The organism is Nonomuraea sp. NPDC049709, assembly GCF_040674815.1.
Classification (GTDB): Bacteria; Actinomycetota; Actinomycetes; order Streptosporangiales; family Streptosporangiaceae; genus Nonomuraea.
This window is the reverse complement of record NZ_JBFANM010000013.1, coordinates 54,012-74,143: the sequence shown is the minus strand read 5'-3', so window position 1 is coordinate 74,143 and position 20,132 is coordinate 54,012. Positions and strand designations below refer to the sequence as shown.

General features: G+C 71.8%; 21 protein-coding genes. 10 read left to right on the top strand and 11 right to left on the bottom strand.

From position 1 onward, the window contains the following. Positions 1-126 precede the first annotated feature (126 nt). Positions 127-1,200, top strand: coding sequence for a hypothetical protein (locus AB0J69_RS15215; RefSeq protein ID WP_364117171.1), 1,074 nt, complete (start codon positions 127-129; stop codon positions 1,198-1,200). Positions 1,201-1,598: 398 nt separating this feature from the next. On the opposite strand, the gene AB0J69_RS15210 is transcribed toward AB0J69_RS15215, so the two are convergent. Beyond that, positions 1,599-1,772 (bottom strand): hypothetical protein, encoded by a 174-nt coding sequence (locus AB0J69_RS15210; protein WP_364117388.1) that lies wholly within the window; start codon positions 1,770-1,772, stop codon positions 1,599-1,601. A 323-nt stretch (positions 1,773-2,095) separates the two neighbouring features. Then, the gene (locus AB0J69_RS15205; protein WP_364117170.1) at positions 2,096-2,503 is read right to left on the bottom strand and encodes a RidA family protein; all 408 of its coding nucleotides are present in this window, start codon (positions 2,501-2,503) and stop codon (positions 2,096-2,098) included. A gap of 74 nt (positions 2,504-2,577) precedes the next feature. Between AB0J69_RS15205 and AB0J69_RS15200 the strand changes: the two genes are divergently transcribed. The 3 genes from AB0J69_RS15200 (at position 2,578) to AB0J69_RS15190 (ending at position 4,939) form a co-directional block, all read left to right on the top strand. Further along, positions 2,578-3,183 (top strand): TetR/AcrR family transcriptional regulator, encoded by a 606-nt coding sequence (locus tag AB0J69_RS15200; RefSeq protein ID WP_364117168.1) that lies wholly within the window; start codon positions 2,578-2,580, stop codon positions 3,181-3,183. An 86-nt stretch (positions 3,184-3,269) separates the two neighbouring features. Next, a complete protein-coding gene (locus tag AB0J69_RS15195) occupies positions 3,270-3,722 on the top strand; it encodes a MarR family transcriptional regulator (RefSeq protein WP_364117166.1) in 453 nt (150 codons plus the stop codon). Next, complete coding sequence (locus tag AB0J69_RS15190; protein ID WP_364117164.1) at positions 3,719-4,939, top strand: glycosyltransferase; 1,221 nt, start codon at positions 3,719-3,721, stop codon at positions 4,937-4,939. Before AB0J69_RS15195 ends, AB0J69_RS15190 begins: the two co-directional genes overlap by 4 nt. Positions 4,940-5,094: 155 nt before the next feature. Here the strand turns inward: AB0J69_RS15190 and AB0J69_RS15185 are convergent, their stop codons facing one another. Then, positions 5,095-5,844, bottom strand: a complete 750-nt coding sequence (locus tag AB0J69_RS15185; RefSeq protein WP_364117162.1) for a nucleotide disphospho-sugar-binding domain-containing protein — start codon at positions 5,842-5,844, stop codon at positions 5,095-5,097. A gap of 365 nt (positions 5,845-6,209) precedes the next feature. On the opposite strand from AB0J69_RS15185, the gene AB0J69_RS15180 reads away from it, so the two are divergent. Next, positions 6,210-9,521 (top strand): family 16 glycoside hydrolase, encoded by a 3,312-nt coding sequence (locus AB0J69_RS15180; RefSeq protein WP_364117160.1) that lies wholly within the window; start codon positions 6,210-6,212, stop codon positions 9,519-9,521. A gap of 96 nt (positions 9,522-9,617) precedes the next feature. Here the strand turns inward: AB0J69_RS15180 and AB0J69_RS15175 are convergent, their stop codons facing one another. Together AB0J69_RS15175 and AB0J69_RS15170 are read right to left on the bottom strand one after the other, a co-directional pair. Further along, complete coding sequence (locus AB0J69_RS15175) at positions 9,618-10,001, bottom strand: PPOX class F420-dependent oxidoreductase (RefSeq protein ID WP_364117158.1); 384 nt, start codon at positions 9,999-10,001, stop codon at positions 9,618-9,620. A gap of 29 nt (positions 10,002-10,030) precedes the next feature. Beyond that, positions 10,031-10,624 (bottom strand): dihydrofolate reductase family protein, encoded by a 594-nt coding sequence (locus AB0J69_RS15170; RefSeq protein ID WP_364117156.1) that lies wholly within the window; start codon positions 10,622-10,624, stop codon positions 10,031-10,033. Positions 10,625-10,715: 91 nt separating this feature from the next. Here AB0J69_RS15170 and AB0J69_RS15165 point away from each other — a divergent pair, with 91 nt between their 5' ends. Together AB0J69_RS15165 and AB0J69_RS15160 are read left to right on the top strand one after the other, a co-directional pair. Beyond that, positions 10,716-11,168, top strand: a complete 453-nt coding sequence (locus AB0J69_RS15165; RefSeq protein ID WP_364117154.1) for a helix-turn-helix domain-containing protein — start codon at positions 10,716-10,718, stop codon at positions 11,166-11,168. A 309-nt stretch (positions 11,169-11,477) separates the two neighbouring features. Beyond that, on the top strand, positions 11,478-12,017 hold the full coding sequence (locus tag AB0J69_RS15160; RefSeq protein WP_364117152.1) for a hypothetical protein: 540 nt from the start codon (positions 11,478-11,480) through the stop codon (positions 12,015-12,017). Positions 12,018-12,137: 120 nt separating this feature from the next. On the opposite strand, the gene AB0J69_RS15155 is transcribed toward AB0J69_RS15160, so the two are convergent. Then, positions 12,138-12,833 carry a GntR family transcriptional regulator gene (locus tag AB0J69_RS15155; RefSeq protein ID WP_364117150.1) on the bottom strand — a complete coding sequence of 232 codons (696 nt, stop codon included), beginning with the start codon at positions 12,831-12,833 and terminating at the stop codon, positions 12,138-12,140. 123 nt (positions 12,834-12,956) lie between these two features. On the opposite strand from AB0J69_RS15155, the gene AB0J69_RS15150 reads away from it, so the two are divergent. After that, positions 12,957-13,490, top strand: a complete 534-nt coding sequence (locus tag AB0J69_RS15150; RefSeq protein WP_364117148.1) for a YbhB/YbcL family Raf kinase inhibitor-like protein — start codon at positions 12,957-12,959, stop codon at positions 13,488-13,490. A 115-nt stretch (positions 13,491-13,605) separates the two neighbouring features. Here the strand turns inward: AB0J69_RS15150 and AB0J69_RS15145 are convergent, their stop codons facing one another. The 5 genes from AB0J69_RS15145 to AB0J69_RS15125 form a co-directional block, all read right to left on the bottom strand. Continuing rightward, entirely contained in the window at positions 13,606-13,806 is a 201-nt protein-coding gene (locus AB0J69_RS15145) for a hypothetical protein (protein WP_364117146.1), read from the bottom strand. A 3-nt stretch (positions 13,807-13,809) separates the two neighbouring features. Beyond that, on the bottom strand, positions 13,810-14,268 hold the full coding sequence (locus tag AB0J69_RS15140; RefSeq protein ID WP_364117144.1) for a (2Fe-2S)-binding protein: 459 nt from the start codon (positions 14,266-14,268) through the stop codon (positions 13,810-13,812). A 157-nt stretch (positions 14,269-14,425) separates the two neighbouring features. After that, positions 14,426-15,577, bottom strand: a complete 1,152-nt coding sequence (locus tag AB0J69_RS15135) for a low temperature requirement protein A (protein ID WP_364117142.1) — start codon at positions 15,575-15,577, stop codon at positions 14,426-14,428. Positions 15,578-15,693: 116 nt separating this feature from the next. After that, the gene (locus AB0J69_RS15130) at positions 15,694-17,007 is read right to left on the bottom strand and encodes an FAD-dependent oxidoreductase (protein WP_364117140.1); all 1,314 of its coding nucleotides are present in this window, start codon (positions 17,005-17,007) and stop codon (positions 15,694-15,696) included. Next, positions 17,004-17,903, bottom strand: a complete 900-nt coding sequence (locus tag AB0J69_RS15125) for an LLM class flavin-dependent oxidoreductase (protein ID WP_364117138.1) — start codon at positions 17,901-17,903, stop codon at positions 17,004-17,006. Before AB0J69_RS15125 ends, AB0J69_RS15130 begins: the two co-directional genes overlap by 4 nt. A 64-nt stretch (positions 17,904-17,967) precedes the next feature. Here AB0J69_RS15125 and AB0J69_RS15120 point away from each other — a divergent pair, with 64 nt between their 5' ends. After that, on the top strand, positions 17,968-18,342 hold the full coding sequence (locus tag AB0J69_RS15120; RefSeq protein WP_364117137.1) for a helix-turn-helix domain-containing protein: 375 nt from the start codon (positions 17,968-17,970) through the stop codon (positions 18,340-18,342). Positions 18,343-18,506: 164 nt separating this feature from the next. Then, positions 18,507-20,039: a hypothetical protein gene (locus AB0J69_RS15115; RefSeq protein WP_364117135.1), complete on the top strand. Its 1,533-nt coding sequence runs from the start codon at positions 18,507-18,509 to the stop codon at positions 20,037-20,039. Positions 20,040-20,132 lie beyond the last annotated feature (93 nt).

The window sequence follows — 20,132 nt, the reverse complement described above, 5'->3', positions numbered from 1 at the left end:
TCGCCCGCCGACCCCTGGACATCCTCCGGCCCGTTCCTCTAGGGATATCCCTGAGCGGCTCCCGGTGTTCGCCCTTCCTCCTCCGCCCGTAGCGTGACGGCACCATCACGTGGAGGGAGGCGCCAGATGACAGCGGCGTACGAGGAGAAGCTCGTCCCGGGCCTGCTGCGCACGTCATGGCGGGAGGGCGCCCTGACCCGGATCCGGGAGCTGGAGGTGCTGTCGGCCTGGGCGCACGGCCAGGGCGAGGACCCGGAGCGGCACGAGGGCATCATCCGGGCGACCGAGGAGCACATCCGGCGGGCCAGAGAGGCCGTCGCCCACGACCGCAACTCCTACCGGTCCTTCACCGGCGCGCTGTTCGAGGCGGCCAACAGCAACTGCGACGCGGCCGAGGCCAACCTGTTGCGCATGGCCCCGAACTACTTCCTGCTCGGACAGCTCCCGAGCCTGATCGCCCACGTGACACGGCATCTGCCGGAGGGCGACCCCCGGCTGCAGGGCTTGGACGAGCTGCGCACCGACCTGGCGATCAAGGGCGAGGGCGCCTGCACCGAGCAGGCCAGGACGCAGCTCGTCGCGCTGGTGCGGGCGGCGAGCTCGGAAGCGGGCCGGGAGTTGATGAGCGTACGCCGCTTCCGCAACGTGCTTCTCGTGGCCACCTTCGTCCTGTCCCTGATCGCCGTGACCGTCGCGGTCGCGGGCATGCTCTTCAAGGACGTGCTGCCGTTGTGCTTCACGCCGCAACGGGGTGCGGTCGTGTGGCTGGTGTGTCCCACGGGCGAGATGTCGCTCGCCTCGACGCCGCTGCGGCAGGCCGTCGCGGCCACGACACAGCCGTTCGACCTGCTGGTCGTGGAGCTCCTGGGCTTGGTCGCCGCGGCGGTCACCGCCGGGGCGGGAATCCAGGGCATGCGGGCGCGAACCGGCGCGATCGGCCTTCCCGTCGCTCTGGCGCTGTTCAAGCTGCCGTTCGGGGCGCTGACCGCGTTCATCGGGCTCCTGCTCATGCGCGGGCAGTTCGTGCCGGGCCTGAGCGCACTGGACACCTCGGCGCAGATCATCGCCTGGGCGGTGCTGCTCGGCGGCTCGCAGCAGGTGTTCACCCGGCTGGTGGACCAGCAGGCCAAGATCGTGATCGGCCGGGTCCGCGGGGCGAGGCAGATCCGCCAGAACGCGATCAGCGCGTCGCCCGCCTGACCGCTCCGGGAGGGATCATGGCACTTCCACTCTTCGGGGCGTCGACGGGGGAACCGGCCGTCCGGGCTGGTACCGCCCGTACGTCCGGGGCCTCCGCCGGCGGATTGATGACGGTTTTCGGCTTCGGATGTGGCGCTTCGGGTAGGGGGTGCGCATGGCCACACTCATGGATCGGGTGCGCGCATATCTGCGCAGCCCCAAAGGCAGAGCAAACGTGGAGAAGGCAAAACGGATCGCCCGCGACCCCCGTAACCAGCAGAAGGCTCGGAGTTTTCTGGAGCGGTTCCGGGGGCGGCGTCACTGATCCGGGCGTGCGACACACCGGCCACCCCGGTGATCGAACCGGGGCTCGGCCGGACCGCCACGGTCGTCTGACGCGGGTCAGCGCCCGACGAGGTTCATGTGCGCCTCGCCGTACCGATCGCCTGCCACACCACCCTGGCGGCCAGGGCGGCCAGGTCGGCCCGCTCGTCCGCGGACAAATCCACCGTGGTCGCGCCGAGGTTCTCCCGCAGACGAGACATGCGGCGGGTTCCTGGGATCGGGACGATCCATGGCTGCTGGGCCGGCAGCCATGCCAGGGCGATCTGTCCCGGCGTGACCGCCTTCGCTTCGGCCAGTGCGCGGACATGGTCTCACCAGGGCCTGGATGCCCAGCTCCGCACACGCGGGCAGCACCTCGGGCTCGGGGTCGCGCGTCCACAGCGAGTACTCCGACTGCACCGCGGTGACCGGGTACACGGCGTGGGCCTTCCGGAGTGTGACCGCTCACCTCTGTCCGTATCGACAGGCACGCCCCCGGGCGGCTACCTGGCGGTAGCGCTGTCATTCCCGGCCGATAAAGGATCATGCCCGCCGGCCCGGAGGCCGACAGGCGGGTCTGCGGCGCCTTGGCTCAGTCGATGACGGCAGTGGCCTCGACCTCGACCAGCAGATCAGGCTCTCCCAGCGCCGCGACGCCCAGCAGCGTGATCGGCTTGACCGGGTCGACCCCCAGCTTCGCCGCCGCCCGGGCGACTCCCTCGCCCAGCAGCGGCATCTTGTCGGGTGTCCAGTCGACGACGTACACGGTCAGTTTGGCCACGTCGTCAAAGGATCCGCCGACCGCGGCCAGGGCGGTGCCGATGTTGAGGTACGCCTGCTCGACCTGGGCGGCCAGATCCTTCTCGCCGACTCGTCCGCCCTCGGCATCGCGGGCCACCTGGCCCGCCAGGAACACCAGCTTCGATCCGGTGGCGATCGACAACTGGCGGTAGACGTCGGGTTTCGGCAACCCGTCGGGGTTGAGCAGCGTCACGGTCATATCCGCTCCTTGCGCATCGGCACAGCATGTTCGGTCTCACCCGATAACATAGCAAAGCTATGTATTGTGGGGCCATGGTGAGATTGAAGGACCCCGCGGTGCGCTCCCTGCTGATCGATCGGGCCGCGCAGATGCTCGCCGCCCGGCAGCCGGTCACTCTCCGCTCGCTGGTGGCCGGAACCGGTGTGTCGACCATGGCCGTCTACACCTACTTCGGCGGCATGGACGGCCTGTGGTCGGCGATGCGGCAGGAAGGCTTCACCCGCCTGGCGGCCAGGCTCGCCGCCGTGTCGATGTCCGCGGATCCGGTGCGGGACCTGGCCGCCCTCGGCGCCGCCTACGTGTCCAACGCCATGACCAGTCCTGATCTCTACCGGGTCATGTTCGACGCCGGGTTCGAGCTCGAGAACGCCGCCGCCGCGGACGACACGCTGCACAGTCTGGTCCGGGCCGTCGAACGGGCCACGGCCGCCGGCCGCTTCCGCGACGACGTCGACCCGCTGGAGCTGGCCACGCAGAGCTGGACCATCGGGCATGGCCTGGCATCACTGGTCGCCACCGGCCCCCTGCCCCATCAGTCGCTGGCCCATGGCGTTCCGCTGCTGACCGCCCTGTTCACCGGCGCGGGCGACCACCCCGAACAATGCCGCCGGTCAATCGAACGCGGCTGGCACCCCTGACCTCTGATCGCGCTTCGAGCTGTCCGGCACGGCGTCGCATGCTCGGACTGTTCGGGCATGTCCGAACAGTCCGATAGTATCGATTCATGAGCATTGATGAGTTCGTGGAGGACGCGGGGCTCTTCTACCAGCGGCTCGGGCTGAGCCGCACGTCAGGCCGGGTCATGGGACGGCTGCTGACCAGCGACAGCTCCGGAGCGGACGCGCCGGAGCTGGCCGAGGCGCTGGCCGTGGCCAAGAGCAGCATGAGCGTCGCGCTGCGGCAGCTGGAGCAGGCGGGCCTGGTGGAGCGGTTCCGGGTGCGGGGCGAGCGGCGCGACCGCTACCGGCTGGCCGAGGACGTCTTCGCCCGCGCCTTCCGCGCGAAGATGGCCGAGTTCGAGAGCTTCCGGGCACTGGCCGAGCAGGGGCTGCGGGCGGTGGGCGACGACCCGGCGCGCCGGCGGCGGCTGGAGCTCATGCGCGACATGTACGCGTTCATGATGGACCGGTTCCCCCGTCTGCTGGACGAGTGGGACGAACTCAAGGACAGGCGTTGAGACCATTACTGATCACTGTGGGCAGCCGCGGCGATGTCCAGCCGTACCTGGCCCTGGCCCGCGGGCTGCTGGCGGCCGGGCACCGGCCGGTGCTGGCCGCGCCCCGGCGCTTCGCACCGCTCGCCGCCGCCCACGGGGTGGAGTTCGCGCCGCTGAACGACGAGATGCTCGCGCTCCAGGACTCCGTCCGGGGGCAGGGTGTGCGCGCCGCCATCACCGCCGCCGGCGCGGTCAGGCCGATGCTCCGCCGCCTGCTCGGCGACCAGGCGGCGCTCACCAGGAGCCAGGCCGACACCGTCATCTACCACCCCAAGTCCCTCGGCGGGCCCCACCTCGCCGAGAAGCTCGGCGTCCCGGCCCTCGCCGGCCTGCTGCTGCCGCTCTACCTGCCAACCTCGGCCTTCCCCTCCCCCATCCTCCCGGTACGGGTGCCGCGCGCGCTCAACCGGGCGAGCTGGCGCGTCTCCTCCGCCGTCGAGGCGCCCTACCGGGGCACGGTGCGGGACTGGCGGGCCGGAGCGCTCGGCCTGCGCGAAGGCTTCCGGCCGATGGCCGATCTGATCAAGGCGGGCGGCGTGCTGCACGCCTGGAGCCCGCAGCTGCTCCCGGCCCCCGCCGACTGGCCCGCCCAGGCCCATCCCACCGGGTTCTGGACGATGCCCGCCCCCGATGGCTGGACGCCGCCCGAGCGGCTGGCCCGGTTCCTGGAGGACGGGGCCCCGCCGCTGTACGTCGGCTTCGGCAGCTCGGTGAGCGGCGATCCGGAAACGCTGACCGCGACGGTGCTGGAGGCCGTCCGGCTGACCGGGCGCCGCGCCGTGCTGGCCACCGGCTGGGGCGCGCTGCGGCCGGGTTCGGAGCCGGACGGCGTCCTGGTGATCGAGGACGCCCCGCACGGGTGGCTGCTGCCCCGCGTGGCCGTCACCGTGCACCACGGAGGGATCGGCACGGTCGGCGCCGCCCTGCGCGCCGGCGTCCCGCAGGTGGTCCGGCCCTTCCTCGGCGACCAGCCGTTCTGGGCCGAGCGCCTGCATCACCTCGGCGTCGCACCCGCTCCGGTCACCGGCCGCCTCACGACCGAACGGCTGGCCGCCGCCATCGAGGCCGCGAGCGCGCTGGCGCCGGCCGCCGGCGCGCTCGGCACGCAGGTCAGCGCCGAGGACGGCGTCGCCACCGCCATCACCCGCATCGCCTGCGCGGACACAGCTCAGGCTTGAAGCGGAGCCGGTTCGCCGACTGGGTCGTCCGGGCTCGGCGCCCTGTGGCCCCAACCCCCAGGCATGGAGATCGGCAGGTCCTTCTCCACCGTCACCGACCGGGGTCTCGGCGGGCGGCAGGTCGGCCTGGTGGCGGAGGAGGCGACCGGCCACGCTCATGACAGCGACTCCAGGATCTTGACGGCGCGGCTGTTCCCGTCCCCGCCCCGAACGGCGTGCCCCAGTCGCGCGGCGGCCCGTGTCATGGCCGCGTCACTCAGGGCCGCGCGGATGGCGGCGGCCAGCCCTTCGGCGGTGAGACGCCGCTGGGGCTGCGGCGGCGGGGCGACGCCGGCCGCGTGCACGCGGGCGGCCCAGAACGGCTGGTCGGCCACGAACGGGCAGACCACCTGCGGCCGCCCGGCGGCCAGTGCCGCGCCGGTGGTGCCGCTGCCGCCGTGGTGCACGATCGCGGCCATGCGCGGGAACAGCCAATCGTGCGGTGCCTGGTCGAGCTGGAAGACCTCGTCCGGCAGGTCGCGCACCCGCAGACCGCCCCACCCGGACGCCACCACCGCCCGCACCGCGGCCAGCCGCACGGCCTCCATCACGATCCGGCCGATCCGCTCGGGATCGTTGCCCGCCATACTGCCGAACCCGATGTACACCGGCGCCTGCCCCGCTTCCAGGAACGCGGCCAGCTCCGGCGAGGGCACCGCCATGGTCGCGACCCTGTGGAGCCAGTGGTGCAGCGGCGCCCGGCCCTCGAAGCCGCCCAGGCCGCGCCAGGCCCGCAGCAGCGCTTCCTGCAGCGCGTCGTCGGCCTGGTCGATCGAGCCGAGCATGCGGTAGCAGTGCAGGTGCAGGGCTCGCCAATGCGGCCCGACCAGGGCGTCGAAGGCGGCGCGATCGCCAAGGACTGACACGGCGACTTCCCTCGACCCTGGGAACGGGAGTGCGTCGCCCTCCAACGCCGGCCGCGACAGGGGCATGCAGACAGGCCGGTGGCTCACGGGCGCCTCTCGGGCTCCTGCCTCCGGCCCTCGCCCTTCCGCCCGGACATGTCACGACTTCTATCGATTTTCGGCAAAAGGGTATGGGCAAGTTGAAGATCTCATCTTATATTACGGCGCAGAGCAGCGTTACCCCTCCCCGTTCCAGCGAATGAGACCCGGTATCCGTCGATGGATTGCAGCCGTCCCGGCGATGCCGCACCCCCGCCCACGCCGAACGCGGCACCCTCTCCGAGATGGGACAGGCCATGCGGAAATCACCCCTGTTATCCGTCTTAATGATCACCGCTCTCGCCTGCCTGGTCGTACCCGCTCAAGCGCACGCGGCGGTCCCGCCGCAGGAGCCGGGCATCACCCTGCGCACCTACGACGTCCAGGTCGAGCTGTCCAAGCTCTGCACGCTCAAGCCCGGTCAGACCCCCAACGTGGACAAGCTGATGCCCACGATCGACTGGACCTCCGACGCCGACTTCGGCCTGACCGACATGTTCGTCACCGAGGCCATCGGCAACATCGACATCCCGGCCCCGGGCACGTACGAGTTCCGGCTCACCAGCGACGACGGCTCGCGGCTGAGCATCGACGACACCGTCGTGATCACCAACGACGGGCGGCACGGGCCGATCGCGGTGGACGGCACGATCACCCTGACCACCGGCTACCACGCGCTGCGCGTCGACCACTTCGAGCACCTGTACGGCCAGCAGCTCAAGCTGGAGTGGAAGCCGCCCGGAGCCTCCGCGTTCACCCTCGTACCGACCTCGGTGCTGAGCACCGACGCGGACGTGGTCAGAGTCACCGCCCCCGGGCGCAAGGACTGCGAGAGCGGCGCCGACTCCCCCGGCGACGGGCTGCCGCTGGAGTCGGTACACCCTGACTTCACGCTCACCGACCTGCGACCGGCCGGTTTCCAGCCGCAGGTGACCGCGATGGACTGGCTGCCCGACGGCCGGCTGGCGATCACCACGTGGGGCGGCTCGGAGACCAAGACCGGCGAGGTCCATCTGCTCGGCAACGTCACCGGCGAGACCTCACCCGCGCGGGTGACCACCAAGAAGATCGCCGAGGGGCTGCAGGAGCCCATGGGCATCAAGTACGTGGACGGCAAGCTCTACGTCTCGGAGAAGTCCCGGCTGGTGGAGCTGAACGACACCGACGGCGACGAGGTCGCCGACGACCTCAGGACCGTGGCGAGCTGGCCGTTCGGCGGCAACTTCCACGAGTTCGCGTTCGGGCTGCTCTACCGCGACGGCCACTTCTACCTCAACCTCTCCGTCGCCATCAACTACGGCGGCGCCACCACCGACCCGCAGCCGGCGCCGGACCGGGGCACGACCATCAAGGTCAACAAGGCCACCGGCCAGGTCGAGTACATCGCCGGCGGCCTGCGCACGCCCAACGGGCTCGGCTGGGGCCCGGAGGGTGAGCTGTTCGTCACCGACAACCAGGGCGGCTGGCTCCCGGCCTCGAAGCTGGTGCACGTCAAGAAGGACCGGTTCTTCAACCACTACACCAACCCTGACGGCCCGTTCGACGGCAACCTGGTGAGCCCGCCCATGCTGTGGCTGCCGCACAACGAGATCGCCAACTCCCCCAGCACCCCGCTGCTCATGAAGCGGGGCAGGTTCGCGGGGCAACTGCTGTTCGGGGACGTCACCTACGGCGGGATCCAGCGGGCCTACCTCGAGAAGGTCAACGGGGAGTACCAGGGCGCGGTCTTCCGCTTCACCCAGGGACTCGAGGCGGGGATCAACCGGATCAGCCTGGGGCCCGACGGCGCCATCTACGCGGGCGGTCTGGGCGCCGGCGGGAACTGGGGCCAGCCGGGCAAGCTCACCTACGGCCTGCAGAAGCTGACCCCCGGCGGCGACAAGGCGTTCGACATCCTGAGGATGCGGGCGGTGGAGGGCGGCTTCGAGCTGGAGTACACGCAGCCGCTGTCGGCGGAGACCGCCACCTCGCTGGCGGCCAGGTACCAGGCAACCCAATGGCGGTACGTGGCGGCCGCCACCTACGGTGGCCCCAAGGTGGACGAGGAGCCGCTGACGATCACCTCCGCCAAGCTGACCTCCGGCGGGAAAAAGGTCACGCTCAAGATCCCGGGCCTGAAGCCGGGGCGCGTGGTGCACCTGCGGTCACCGCGTCCGTTCAGCTCGGCGGCAGGGCAGCCGCTGTGGAGCACCGAAGCCTGGTACACGCTCAACTCGCTGGTCGGCGGCCCGGCGGCGGACACCACGTACGAGGCGGAGAGCGCGTCGCACAGCGGCGGCGCCAAGCTCAACACCGACCATCTGAGCTACTCGGGCAGCGGCTTCGTCGACGGTTACTGGACCGCCGGTGCGGCCACGCAGTTCGCCGTACGGGCGGCCGAGGCCGGCACGTACCACGTGGGCCTGCGCTACTCCAACGGCCCGAACCCCGCGCCCGGCACCAAGTCGCTGAGCGTGTACGTCAACGGGACCAAGGTCAGGCAGGTGCCGTTGCCCACCACGGAGACGTGGGACCTGTGGGCCACCCGGGTCGAACCGCTCACGTTGCAGGCGGGCGCCAACACCATCGCCTACACGTACGACAGCGGCGACGCGGGCAACGTCAATCTGGACTCCATCACCGTGGCCGCGCGGCCGGTGCTCGAGGCGGAGGACGCCCAGCTGCGCGGTGGCGCGAAGGTGGGCACGGACCATCAGGGCCACACCGGCCAGGGCTACGTCGACGGCTACACGACCGCGGGCGCGAGCACGACGTTCACCGTGCGGACGGACTCCCCCGGCCCGCACAACGTCGGGCTTCGCTACGCGGCCGGCACCGGCACGTCGGTGAGCGTGTACGTCAACGGGACCAAGGTCAGGCAGGTGCGGCTGGCCGGCACCGGCGGCCCGGACGCCTGGGCCGTCCAGACCGAGGCGCTCGACCTGAAGCGGGGCTCGAACAGGATCGCCTACAGGTACGACTCCGGCGACGCGGGACAGCTCAGCCTCGACCACCTCACCGTGTCGAAGGCGCGGCGGATCACGCTGTTCGACGGATCCCATCTGGCGGCGTGGGAGAAACGGGCAGGCGGGACGGCCACCTGGCCGGTCGCCAACGGCTCCATGGAGTCCTACGGCGGCGACATCCGTACCCGGCAGACGTTCGGCGACTTCAAGCTGCACGTCGAGTGGTCCGAGCCGGACTACCCGCCGGAGGTGACCGGGCAGCAGCGCGGCAACAGCGGCGTCTTCCTCCAGGAACGCTACGAGGTGCAGGTCCTCGAGTCCTACGGGGACACCACCCCGGCCGCCAACGAGGCGGGCGCGATCTACTCCAAGCGCGCGCCCGACCGCAACATGGCCACCGCCTCGGGAACGTGGCAGACCTACGAGATCACCTTCCGCGCGGCCCGCTACACCAGCGCGGGGGTGAAGGCCGACAACGCGCGGGTGACGGTCGTCTGGAACGGTGTGGTGGTGCACGACGACGTGGCCATCGACGGCGGCACCGGCGACAACATCCCGGAGAGCGCGGCGTCGGGCGGGATCCGCCTCCAGGACCACGGCGATCCCGGCGAGAACCCTCGTTTCCGCAACGTGTGGATCGAACCCGTCACCTGACGCCGTCCGGCCCGGCCGGTCGCCCCGCCCCCCGGCGTGGGGGCGGCCGGCCGCGGCCCGTTGCTCAAGGAGGACCGCACGGCGGGCAGCGGCGGCTCAGCTGAGGCCGACGGTCTGCCGCTCGGGCTCGATGACGGCGACAATGCGGTCCTCTCCCCGGGAATAGGGCTGGCCGATGTACTTCATCGAGATCTGGTCGATGATCTCCCAGGCCGCGTCGCCGTCGAGCCACTCGATGACCCGGCCGCGGACCATGACGGGCTGGAACGGGTTGTCGGCGGGCACCACGGAGAGCGCCACCCGCGGGTCGCGGCGCAGGTTGCGGGCCTTGCGCGACTGCGGGCCGGTGAGGAAGACGACGTGGTCGCCGTGGGTGCCGACCCAGAGCGGGACGGTGTGGGGCGAGCCGTCCGGCAGGACGGTGGCGAGGTGGGCCAGCGAGGTGCCGTCGAGGACGCGGCGTACGTCGGGGGTGAGCATGTTTTCTTCTCCTTGCGGTTGTCGGTGGGTCAGCGCTCGACCTGGTAGTGGAGGTGGGTGACGCCCGGCGCCGGGACGGCTTCGACCAGGCGGAGGCGTACGTGCTCGGGCAGCTCCTGGAAGAAGGGGCGGCCGCCGCCGAGCAGGATCGGCACCTGGTGGAGGACCACCTCGTCGACGAGCCCGGCCTTCAACGCCTCGGTCGCGACGCCGCCGCCCATGAGACCGACGTCCCTGCCCTCGGCGGCCTCGCGGGCCGCCGCGACGGCGTCCTCGATGCCGGTGGTGATGAGGGTCTGCCGCTCGGTCATCTCCGGCGCCGCCCGGTGGCTGAGGACGAACAGGCGGGCTGCCGGGTGCGGGCTGCCGCCGCCGAAACGGTCGGAGTCCTCGTACGTGTTGCGCCCCGCCACGATCGCGCCCACGCGTCCGGCGAGGGCGTCGAAGACCCGGGCGCTGGGCTCGCTCAGCCGGAACCCGTCGAACACCTGGCTGGGCGTGTCGCCGCGGAAGTACCAGTCGAACAGTATCGACCCGTCCCCGAGCCCGCGCCCGGCGCCCGGATCGCGCCCGGTGATGTAACCGTCGACCGACACCGCGTGGGCGCTGATTACCTTGCTCATCTGCGCGATCCTTTCGGAGTTCCTTCAAGAGACTCCATGACCGTAGCACTCGGAGTTCCCTAAGGGAACCCCAATTTGGTAGAGTGATCTCATGCAACGCACGAATTTCGGGCAGATGGCCTGCTCCATCGCGCGCACCCTCGACGTGATCGGGGAGCCGTGGTCTCCGCTCGTCCTGCGTGATGTGTGGGTGGGGATGAGCCGGTTCGAGCAGATCCAGGCCGACCTCGGGATCTCGCGCAAGGTGCTGACCGAGCGCCTCAACCACCTCGTCGACGAGGGCGTGGTCGAGCGCCGTCCCTACGACAAGCGGCCCCGCTACGAGTACGTCCTGACCCAGAAGGGCACCGAGCTGGTCGACCTGCTCATGGTCATGACCTCCTGGGGGGACAGGTGGCTCGCGGGCGAGGCCGGCCCGCCGGTGCTCTACCGCCATCACGCCTGCGGCGAGATCAGCAGCGTCGACCTGCGCTGCGCCCACTGCGGCGAGCCGATGCACGCCGGCGACATCGACCCCGTGCAAGGACCGGGCGCGGCCATCTGACAAGGCGGCTCCAGAGCTCCCCGGCAGCCCCCGCCGAGCAGGGCGCAATTTCGCTGGAGCCGGGCGCACGAGCGCTCGCTGGTCAGGAGCTTGTCCTGAGGCGTTCACCCGCAGACCGAAGGATCTCGACGCTGATCCTTCGGTCGGTCGGACGGAAGGGTCTTGCCGGACACAGGTGGTGCGCTAGGGTGCGGCGGTGATCAGGGTTCGGGCACTACGGGTCGCGCTTCCGGTCGTGCTCGTCGCGGCCTGTGCCACGGGCAGCGCGCCCGTTTCCGGTGAATCCCGCGTCGTGTGGTGCTCGCGCGCGTGAACGCCGCCTGGGACAGGATCGAACGCTGGCTCGGCAGCCACGCCTCCGCGACGCTGCGCCGGCTCTCCCTCCCGGCCTCCCCCCGCGACGTCGACGGCCGGGAACGCTACTCCGGCAGGAAGACCCCCGACGCGCTGTACGTGTCGCTGATGCGGCACGACGGCGCGGACGGCAATTTCGGTGCCGGTTTCCAGCTCCCCCTCGGCATCGGCCTGGCCGGCCTGTCGAGCTACTTCAGTCTGCGCAGCTACAACTGCATCGACCTGATCATGTGGGGGTCGGAGGAGGACGCCGATCCCGATGACGGAGTCTGGCACGGGAGCCTGCTCCCGTTCGCGTCCTCCGGTGGGGGCGAGGAACTGTTCATCGACCCGCGGACGGGCCGGGTGGGCCGGCAGAGCGGGGGCGAGCGCATCCGCTACGACGGGCCGATGAGCTGGCCGTCGTACCTGGACCTGCTGGAGGGGGTGGCGGCCGCGCTGGAGTCCGGCGGGCCGCTGCGCGAGTGGTATCCCACGGTCACCGCGGGCTGCTAGCTGCGCTGGTCAGACCGGCCCGCCGCGTCCCCGCCGACGCCCGGCTGCGCGGGCGGCCCGCGCCCCTCCCCCACCCCCGCACCGACGCGCTGAGCCGGCGGCCCCGTACGGGGGCCGGCGTCACGGTCCTTCCCCCTGGTGGTCGTGGGGGCGAGAGGTCAGGTCGGCGACGGTCTGGGTCAGGTGCTCGGTCAGGACCTCGGCGGCGGTGTCGGCGTCGCGGGCCAGGGCCGTCTCCTCCAGGCGGCGGTGTTCGGCGACGCCGTCGCGGCCGGGGGCGCGGTGGGCCGACCAGCGGCGGGCCAGCTCGCTGGCCGTCCACAGCCGGTCGAAGGTGTCCAGCAGCACCGGGTTGCCGCATCCCTCCAGCAGCGTCCGGTGGAAGACGCGGTGGGCTTCGGACCACGCGCTGCTCAGGTAGTCGCCCTCCTCCGGCACGTACACCGGGGTGCGGGCCAGCCGGTGGTGAGCCGCGCGCACTCGTGCCTCCCAGTCGACGTCGCCGCGCTCGATCGCCAGGCGCAGCATGACCGGCTCGATCGTACGGCGGGCCTCGGCGATCTCCTGCCAGCGCCGATCGGAGAAGTCCGGGACCGCGAAGCCGCGGTTGGGCAGCCGGACCGCGATGCCCTCGCCGACCAGCCGCACCAGGGCCTCGCGGACGACCGCCAGGCTGACCCGGTGCTGCTGGGCCAGCTCCTGCGGCTTGAGCGCTTCGCTCGGGGCGTACTCGCCCCTCATGATCGCCTCCCGGAGCCGGGCGTGAACACGCTCGGAGAGCATCTGCTTCGTCGATGTGTCGGCCGTCTGCGTCATGCCGCCCAGCATAGACGATTCGACAAATAATCGATTATTAGTGTTATGGTCGATCGTATTCGGACAGCGGCCCCCGACGGCGCCGTCCGGCCGACCCCACCATCTCCGTAGAGGAACAATGCGATGAGCATCAACGACCCCTTTGCCCGTCTCCCCGAAGTGCCCTCCTTCACCGTCACCAGCACCACGCTGGCCGACGGCGCCCCCTGGCCCGCTGAGCAGATGTCCGGCGGCGTCCCGGGCGGCAAGGACGTCTCTCCGCAGCTGTCATGGAGCGGCGCCCCCGAGGGGACGAAGAGCTACGCCGTGACGGTGTACGACCCGGACGCGCCGACCGGCTCCGGGTTCTGGCACTGGGCCGTGGCCGGCATCCCCGCCACCGTCACCGAGCTGCCTGAGGGCGCGGGCGACGAGACCGGCTCGGGCCTTCCCGAGGGCGCCTACCAGCTGCCCAACGACGCCCGTATGGCCCGCTTCATCGGCGCGGCCCCGCCGGCGGGGCACGGCACCCACCGCTACTTCATCGTGGTGCACGCCCTCGACGTCGAGACCATCGGCGTCCCGGCCGAGGCCACCCCCGCCTACCTCGGCTTCACCGTCGCCGGCCACATCCTCGGCCGCGCGGTCCTGACAGCCACCGCCGAGACCCCCGCCTGACCGCCGAGGCCGGGAACGGCCGCAGGAGGCCGACATGGTCACTCTGCAGCCGTTCCCGGCTCTCTCGGCCCGGGCTTGCGGGTCCTCGGATCACAGGTCGACCACGAACGCCGCCTCATCGCCCGGCAGGCGTCCTGAACGGGTCTCGGCCCTTACCCCAGCCCGCGGCCGCTCGTCGGGCGGCCCGGTTCGATGCCTGGTCAGAGCATGAGCTGGTCGATGGTGGCCCGTCCATGCCCTGGACGTGGACGACGGCGTCCAGGGCGGCCAGCGGCACCCCGGCGTCGGCGGCGCGCACGTACTCGAATGGACGCATCCCTCAGCCCCCCGCCGCCACGTCGCGGATCGCCTTGCGGATGTTCGGATAGGCGCCGCAGCGGCACAGGTTGCCGCTCATGAACTCGCAGATCTCCTCCTCCGAGCCCGCCCGGCCCTCGGCCAGCAGCGACACGGCCGACATGATCTGGCCCGGGGTGCAGTAACCGCACTGGAAGGCGTCGTGCCGGGCGAAGGCCGCCTGCACCGGGTGCGGCGTGCCGCCGTCCGACAGCGCTTCGACGGTGGTGACCTCCCGGTCCTCGCACTGGGCGGCGAGCGTCAGGCACGACACCACGCGCCTGCCGTCCAGCAACACCGTGCAGGCGCCGCAGGCGCCCTGGTCACAGCCCTTCTTCGCGCCGGTCAGGCCGAGGTGGTCGCGCAGGGCGTCCAGCAAGGTGACCCGGGCGTCCAGTCTCAGCCCGTGCGGGACGCCGTTGACGCGGAGGGTGATCTCCACCTGTGGGATTTCGGACGTCGTCTCTTCGTGCGGGTGTGCTGTGCCTGCGGCTGTTCTCATAGCGCCTCGGTTCCGAGTTCTCGATCGAACGCCCCGCTGAGTTCGCACATTACCTAGCAAAAGAGACAAAATTCGCAAGCAGCCATAAAAGTCTGCACTAAGGGCGGGGAAGCCCTGACCTCATGAGGCCAGGCGGTGATCGATCGTGGCGATCACGGTCAGCACGACCACGACGGCGGCCATGGCGGCCCAGCCCGCGAACGACGCCGCCACCCCCAGCGGCACCGCGCACACCGCTCCGACGACGCGATCGGCGATCCGGCCGCTCTTCAGCATGGCGCGGTAGACGGCGTGTCCGGCCAGGAAGATCGCGGTGCCCCAGCCCAGCCACCACGGGTTCACCGGGCCGCCGAAGTGGTGGATGGCGTCGGTGATGCCCGCCGCGACGAGGATGACCCCCGATGATCATCACGAGGTGGGCGCCGGTGAAGGCGTAGTAGGCCAGCGTCTGCCGGCGATGCTCGGTGGCCTTCTCGAACGCCGCCTCGGCCCGGACCTCGTCGCCGTCGAAGTACACCCACCACAATCCGGCCGCCGCCGCGATGCCCAGGATGACCCCGAGCGCGAGGGGCCAGTCCACCGCGTGCCCCTGCGGGCTCTCCGCGCCGATGCCGATGGCCACCACAGACTCGCCCAGCACCACCAGCAGCAGCAGCGCGTGGCGCTCCACGAAGTGGTGGGGCTCGATGACGAACCCCCGGATACGGCCCAGGAACGGCGACAGGTAGAGCACCGGCACGGCGGCGGCCCAGCACACCCAGCCCCACACCTCGGGCAGGTGCGGCGCGACGAGCACCAGCACGCCGGCCGCCGCGTTGAACGGCATGTTCCGCAGGATCGCCCGCCGGGCCGTCGGGGCGCTGGCGGTCAGGTAGACCCCGCAGTGGATGGCCACCACGGCCAGGTAGGCGACGGGAAACGCCCAGCCCTCGGGTTCGAAGGCGTACGGCACGTCGAGGCCCATGACGAAGAAGGCCATCATCGCGAGAATCAGCAGGATCCGCACTCCCACCGCGTCGGGCCGTACGGCGTTGGTGAGCCAGCCGAACGCGCTGAACATCCACCACACCACGACCATCGGCAGCAGGCCCTTGAACAGCCCCTCCCAGCCCGGATGCCTCTCCACCGCGTGCGTCACCTGCGTGACCACGAAGACGAAGACGAGGTCGAAGAAGAGCTCGGTCGGCGTCACCCGGCCGCCGCCACTCGTAGAGGTCCCCAGCCGGAACCGGGCCGCGGGCGAACTCATCCCCTCATGCCTCCCACGTCGACAGGGTCATGATGACCTGGTTCCGAAAGGGTAGCCGTCCGGGACCGCGCGGCGGAAACGAGCTGCCGGCGGTGCGTAGCGGCACCACGGTACTCCTACGGAAGCTGCCAGAGGGCCCGGAGAACCCCGTCCGGGTCATAGCGCTGCCACAGGTGCCTGACCCGGTCGCCGGTCGCGCCCGGGTAGATCCGCTCGAAGGCGTCCTTGTCCGGCCGGCTCTCGAAGCCGACATAAGCACCGTCGACCCGTCCGGCCAGCGGGCGCCAGGCCGCGTCCAGTGCCGCGCCGCGACCCGGCGGGAACACCGAGGCGACCACCAGCGTGCCGTGCCGCCGGTGCGCGTACGCGGTCGCGTCCGCCGGCACGTCGTTGACCGCCCCGCCCACGGACCGCAGCTGGACCAGCGCCTGGCGCGGCCCGCTCGCCGCGGCCACGATCGCCGCCGCGTCCTCGTCGGTCATGGCCGTCAGCAGCCCGTTGGTGGTCATGCTGGGCTGCTGGCCGACGTTGGCGTGCAGGTGCGCCGTGGAGACCAGGGCGGAGTACGGGGCGATCTGGGCTTGCTGGTCCAGCGTGGCGCCGATCTGGAGCAGCGGCTCGACCGCCGCCCGGAGCCGCTGCTCGCTGCCGCCGGCGACCACGGCGGTGATGGAGGCGACCAGGGACCGGCCGTGCGGCAGCAGGGTGACGGCGGTGGACAGCTCGCGCGGGGCGGAGGCCAGATAATCGGCCCATCGCCGCAGCGCGCGGCCGTCCCGGTCGACCTGCACGGCGATCTGCGCGTACCCGATGTCGCGCAGTTCGATCGCCTCGATCTCGAAGGCGACCACGATGCCGGCCCCCGCGCCGGCACCGCGCACCGCCCACAGCAGATCCGGCTCGTGCTCGGCGTCGGCGCGCACGGCGGTCCCGTCGGCCAGCACGACCTCGGCCGCCCGGATGTGGTCGATGGTCAGCCCGTAGTGGCGCACCAGCCAGCCGATGCCGCCGCCGGTCGCCAGCCCGCCGGCGCCGACGTTGCCGTGGTCGCCGGAGCTGACCGCCAGCCCGTACGGCGACAGCGCCTGAGCGACCTGCGCCCACCGCGCTCCCGCCTCCACCCGGACGAGCCGCGCCGCCCGGTCGATCACCTCGACCCGGTTCATCGAGGACAGGTCGATGACCACGCCACCGTCGTTGGAGGAGCGCCCGGACAGGCCGTGACCTCCGCTCCGTACCGATAAGGGCAGGCCCTGCTCGCGGGCGAACCGCAGCGCGGCGGCCACCTCCGACGTGCTTTCGGGAAGCAGCACGGCGGCCGGGGCGGCCACGGTCGTGTACGTGGAACGAAGCAGCCGGTACCGCTGGTCCCCGGGAACGACGACCTTGCCCCGCAACTCGGGCGGCGCCGGGGAGAGCTTGGGTGTCATCGCTGCCCCCGCATCCTGGCGACCTGCTCGCGGACGGCCGGGACGACCTCGGCGGCGAACACGTCGAGCTGGACCCGATGGTCGGTCACCGGCCAGAAGACGAACGTGTCGAAGCCTAGTTCGACCACCCATTCGGTGAGCGTGTCCGCCCACCGGCGCGCGTCGCCGGCCAGGCCGGGTCCGCCGCGGACGTCGCCGATCACGCCGATCACGTTGGAGATCCTTCGTATCTCCGCCGGGTCGCGGCCCGCCGCGCGAGCCGCCTCGTCGATGATCTTCTGCTTGCCGGGCACCTCGGCCGGCGGGACGTAGCTGTTGAGGGGTGAGACCCAGCCGTCGGCGGCGCGGCCGGTCACGGCGAGCATCTTGGGGCCCTGAGCGCCGAGCCACAGGGGGATGGGAGCGGGCGGCACGGGCCCTGCCGCGTACCCCTCGATCGTGTGCTGGCCGCTGAGCAACCGCACCCCGCCGCCGCCCAGCGCGGCCCGCATGACGTGCAAGGACTCCTCGGTGTAGGCGACCATCTCACCGCCGCTGCGCCGCCCGCCGCCCATGCCCGCGATGGCGTCCGCGAACGCCCCGCCACCGACCCCGAGGACGGTCCGGCCCCCGGCCAGCACGCCGAGCGAGGCCGCGGCCTTGGCCAGCATCGCCGGCGGGCGCAGCTGCAGATCCGCGACATCGGTGAGGAACGAGATGCGCCTCGTCCGCGTGGCCAGATGGGTGATCAAGGTCCAGGCGTCCAGGTGCGCGGGTTGGTAGGCGTGGTCCTGGACGGCCAGGTAGTCCAGTCCGCCGTCCTCGGCGGCCGTGGCCAGCCGCCCGGTCTCGTCAAGCCTGTTCATGTCGGGGTCGAGGCTCAGCCCGAACGACAGGGAGTGTCCGTAATCAGTCATGACTTCATGCTCCGGATACCGGCGCCATTAGGCAAAGGCGAGGTTAGTGACTAATCTTTGGTAAGTGGATAGCGAAACACTCCAGAGTGCCCGCCCGGCCATTCACGAGCCGAGCTGCCGGAGCTTCCAGGACATCGTCGAGCTCGTCGGCCGCCGGTGGACCAGCGCGATCCTGCTCGCCGGCCGGCGCGGCGCCCGCCGGTTCGGCGAATACCGGGTGTCGGTGCCGGGGATCTCCGATCGGCTGCTCGCCCAGCGCCTGAAGGAGCTCGAATCCGAGGGCCTGATCACCCGCACCGTGATCCCCTCCACGCCGGTGCAGATCCGCTACGCCCTCTCCCCCGACGGCGAGGAGCTGATGAGGATCCTGCAGCCGCTGGTGGACTGGGGCCACCGGCGCAGCGGGCCCCATGAGGACCGGTCCGCCGGCACCGGATGACCCGCGTGCGGCTCGGCCTCGCCGTGCCCCGGACCGGGTGCCCGCCGCCGGGCGGCCCGCTCACGACCGGCTCCGCCCGTCCAGCGCCGCAGGCCGCCGATGTCCGCCCGGACGGATAGGGTTCGTGATCAATTGTGAAGATCACGTAAGAAGGGCGGGCCGCCGTGCTCTCCGTGCCGATCCGCGGGCCGCGGCGGGCTCAGCCGGTGTTCTGGTGGTGGCTGGCGGCCGCGTACGCGTTGTGGGAGCTCGTCCTGCCCCTGCTGGACCCCCCTCGGCGGATCGTGTGCGCCGGGATGCCGACCGTCCACCGGGTCGGTCCCGCCCGCCGCGCCGCCGCGGACGTGGCCGAGGTGATCGGTGACGCGGTGTATCTGGCGGGGCCGTTCCTGCTGGCGGCGATCGCCGTGTTCGTGGCCAGGCACGACGGCGCCCGGGTGCCCCTGCGGGTGGCCGCGCTGGGGTTCGGGCTCCTCGCGCTGCCCGAGGTGCTGGTGGTCGTCGAGGAGCTGCTCGCCCCGCCCGCGGAGCCGCCGCCCGGCTGCCTGCCGGAGCCCACCCCGGCCGCGTTCCGGATCCTGTCGATCACGCTGTCGTGGGTCGTCTCCCCGCTGACCCTGGTCCTGCCGGCCGGTGCGGCCGGCACGCGCATACGCCCCGACCGCGGCTCCGTCGTGCGGCTGGTCGCGGCGGCCGTGGCAGTCGTGCTCCTCGTGCCGGCCGTGCGGGTCCTGCCGGAGTGGCTGGCCGGGCCTCCGCTGGCGGACGACGGCACGCCCCGATACGCCGTGCTCGGCAACGGCATGCCCGAGACCGTGGACCTGGTGACCGGGCGGATCGCCGACGAATATCTGCCCTATCTCGGCAAGCGTGTGGCGCAGGTCCAGGCGGTCGCCGCCACCCGGCAGCCGGGCGAGTACGTCGCCAGCGTACGGCTGGCGAGGGGCCCGGACGAATGGTCGCCACGCGGACATGTCTCGCGCCTGCACCGCCTCACGGTGGACGCCGACGGCAAGGCGAAGCTCGGCGAGTCCCTGACCGGCCGGCTGACCGGGATCGTCGACCGCCTCGCGGTCTCACGCGAGGGCCGAGTCGCCTACGCCCGCCGCACCGAGGGCCGCGACCGGCAGGAACAGTCGTACGCGGGCGTGCTCGGTCCCCGCCGGGAGTGGCCCGCCAAGACGTACGGCCTCTACTGGAGAGACGCCCACACCCTGGCGCTGCCGGACGACCTCCACGTCACCCCGCTCACCCCCGGCTCGGCGACCGGCCCCTTCGAGTGGTGGGAGGCGGGCATCGACGTACGGCTGCCCCCGTCGGACCCGCGCTCCACCGCGGCGCGGGTCCCGGCACCGCGGGAGGACGGCGCCCACACCCTTCCGCTCCCGCTGCCGGACGGCCGGACCCTGCGGGTGCGTCACGGCAGCTACGAGCAGCGGTCGCAGCTGCTGCTGTACGAGGGCGACCGCACGGTGGCCACGGTGCTCACGCTCGACTGCGGCGACATCGTGTCCCTGGCCGTGGAGCCGTCCGGCCGGCATGTCCTGATCGGCAAGGACAACGAGAACGACCAGGTCGCCGGCCACAACCCGTGTGGCGGCAGGGACTACGAACTGCTCCGGGTCAGCCTGGCGGCCGGGTTCCGCCAGGAGGTCGTCTGGCGGGGCGACAGCTCCGTCCACGGGCTCACCTGGTGATCCCGGGGCCGGCGGGCAGGCGGCGGGCCGGCCGAGGCCGGAGGACCGTCTCCTGCTCCTGGCCGTTTCCGCCGCGGCAAGCCCTTGGGCATG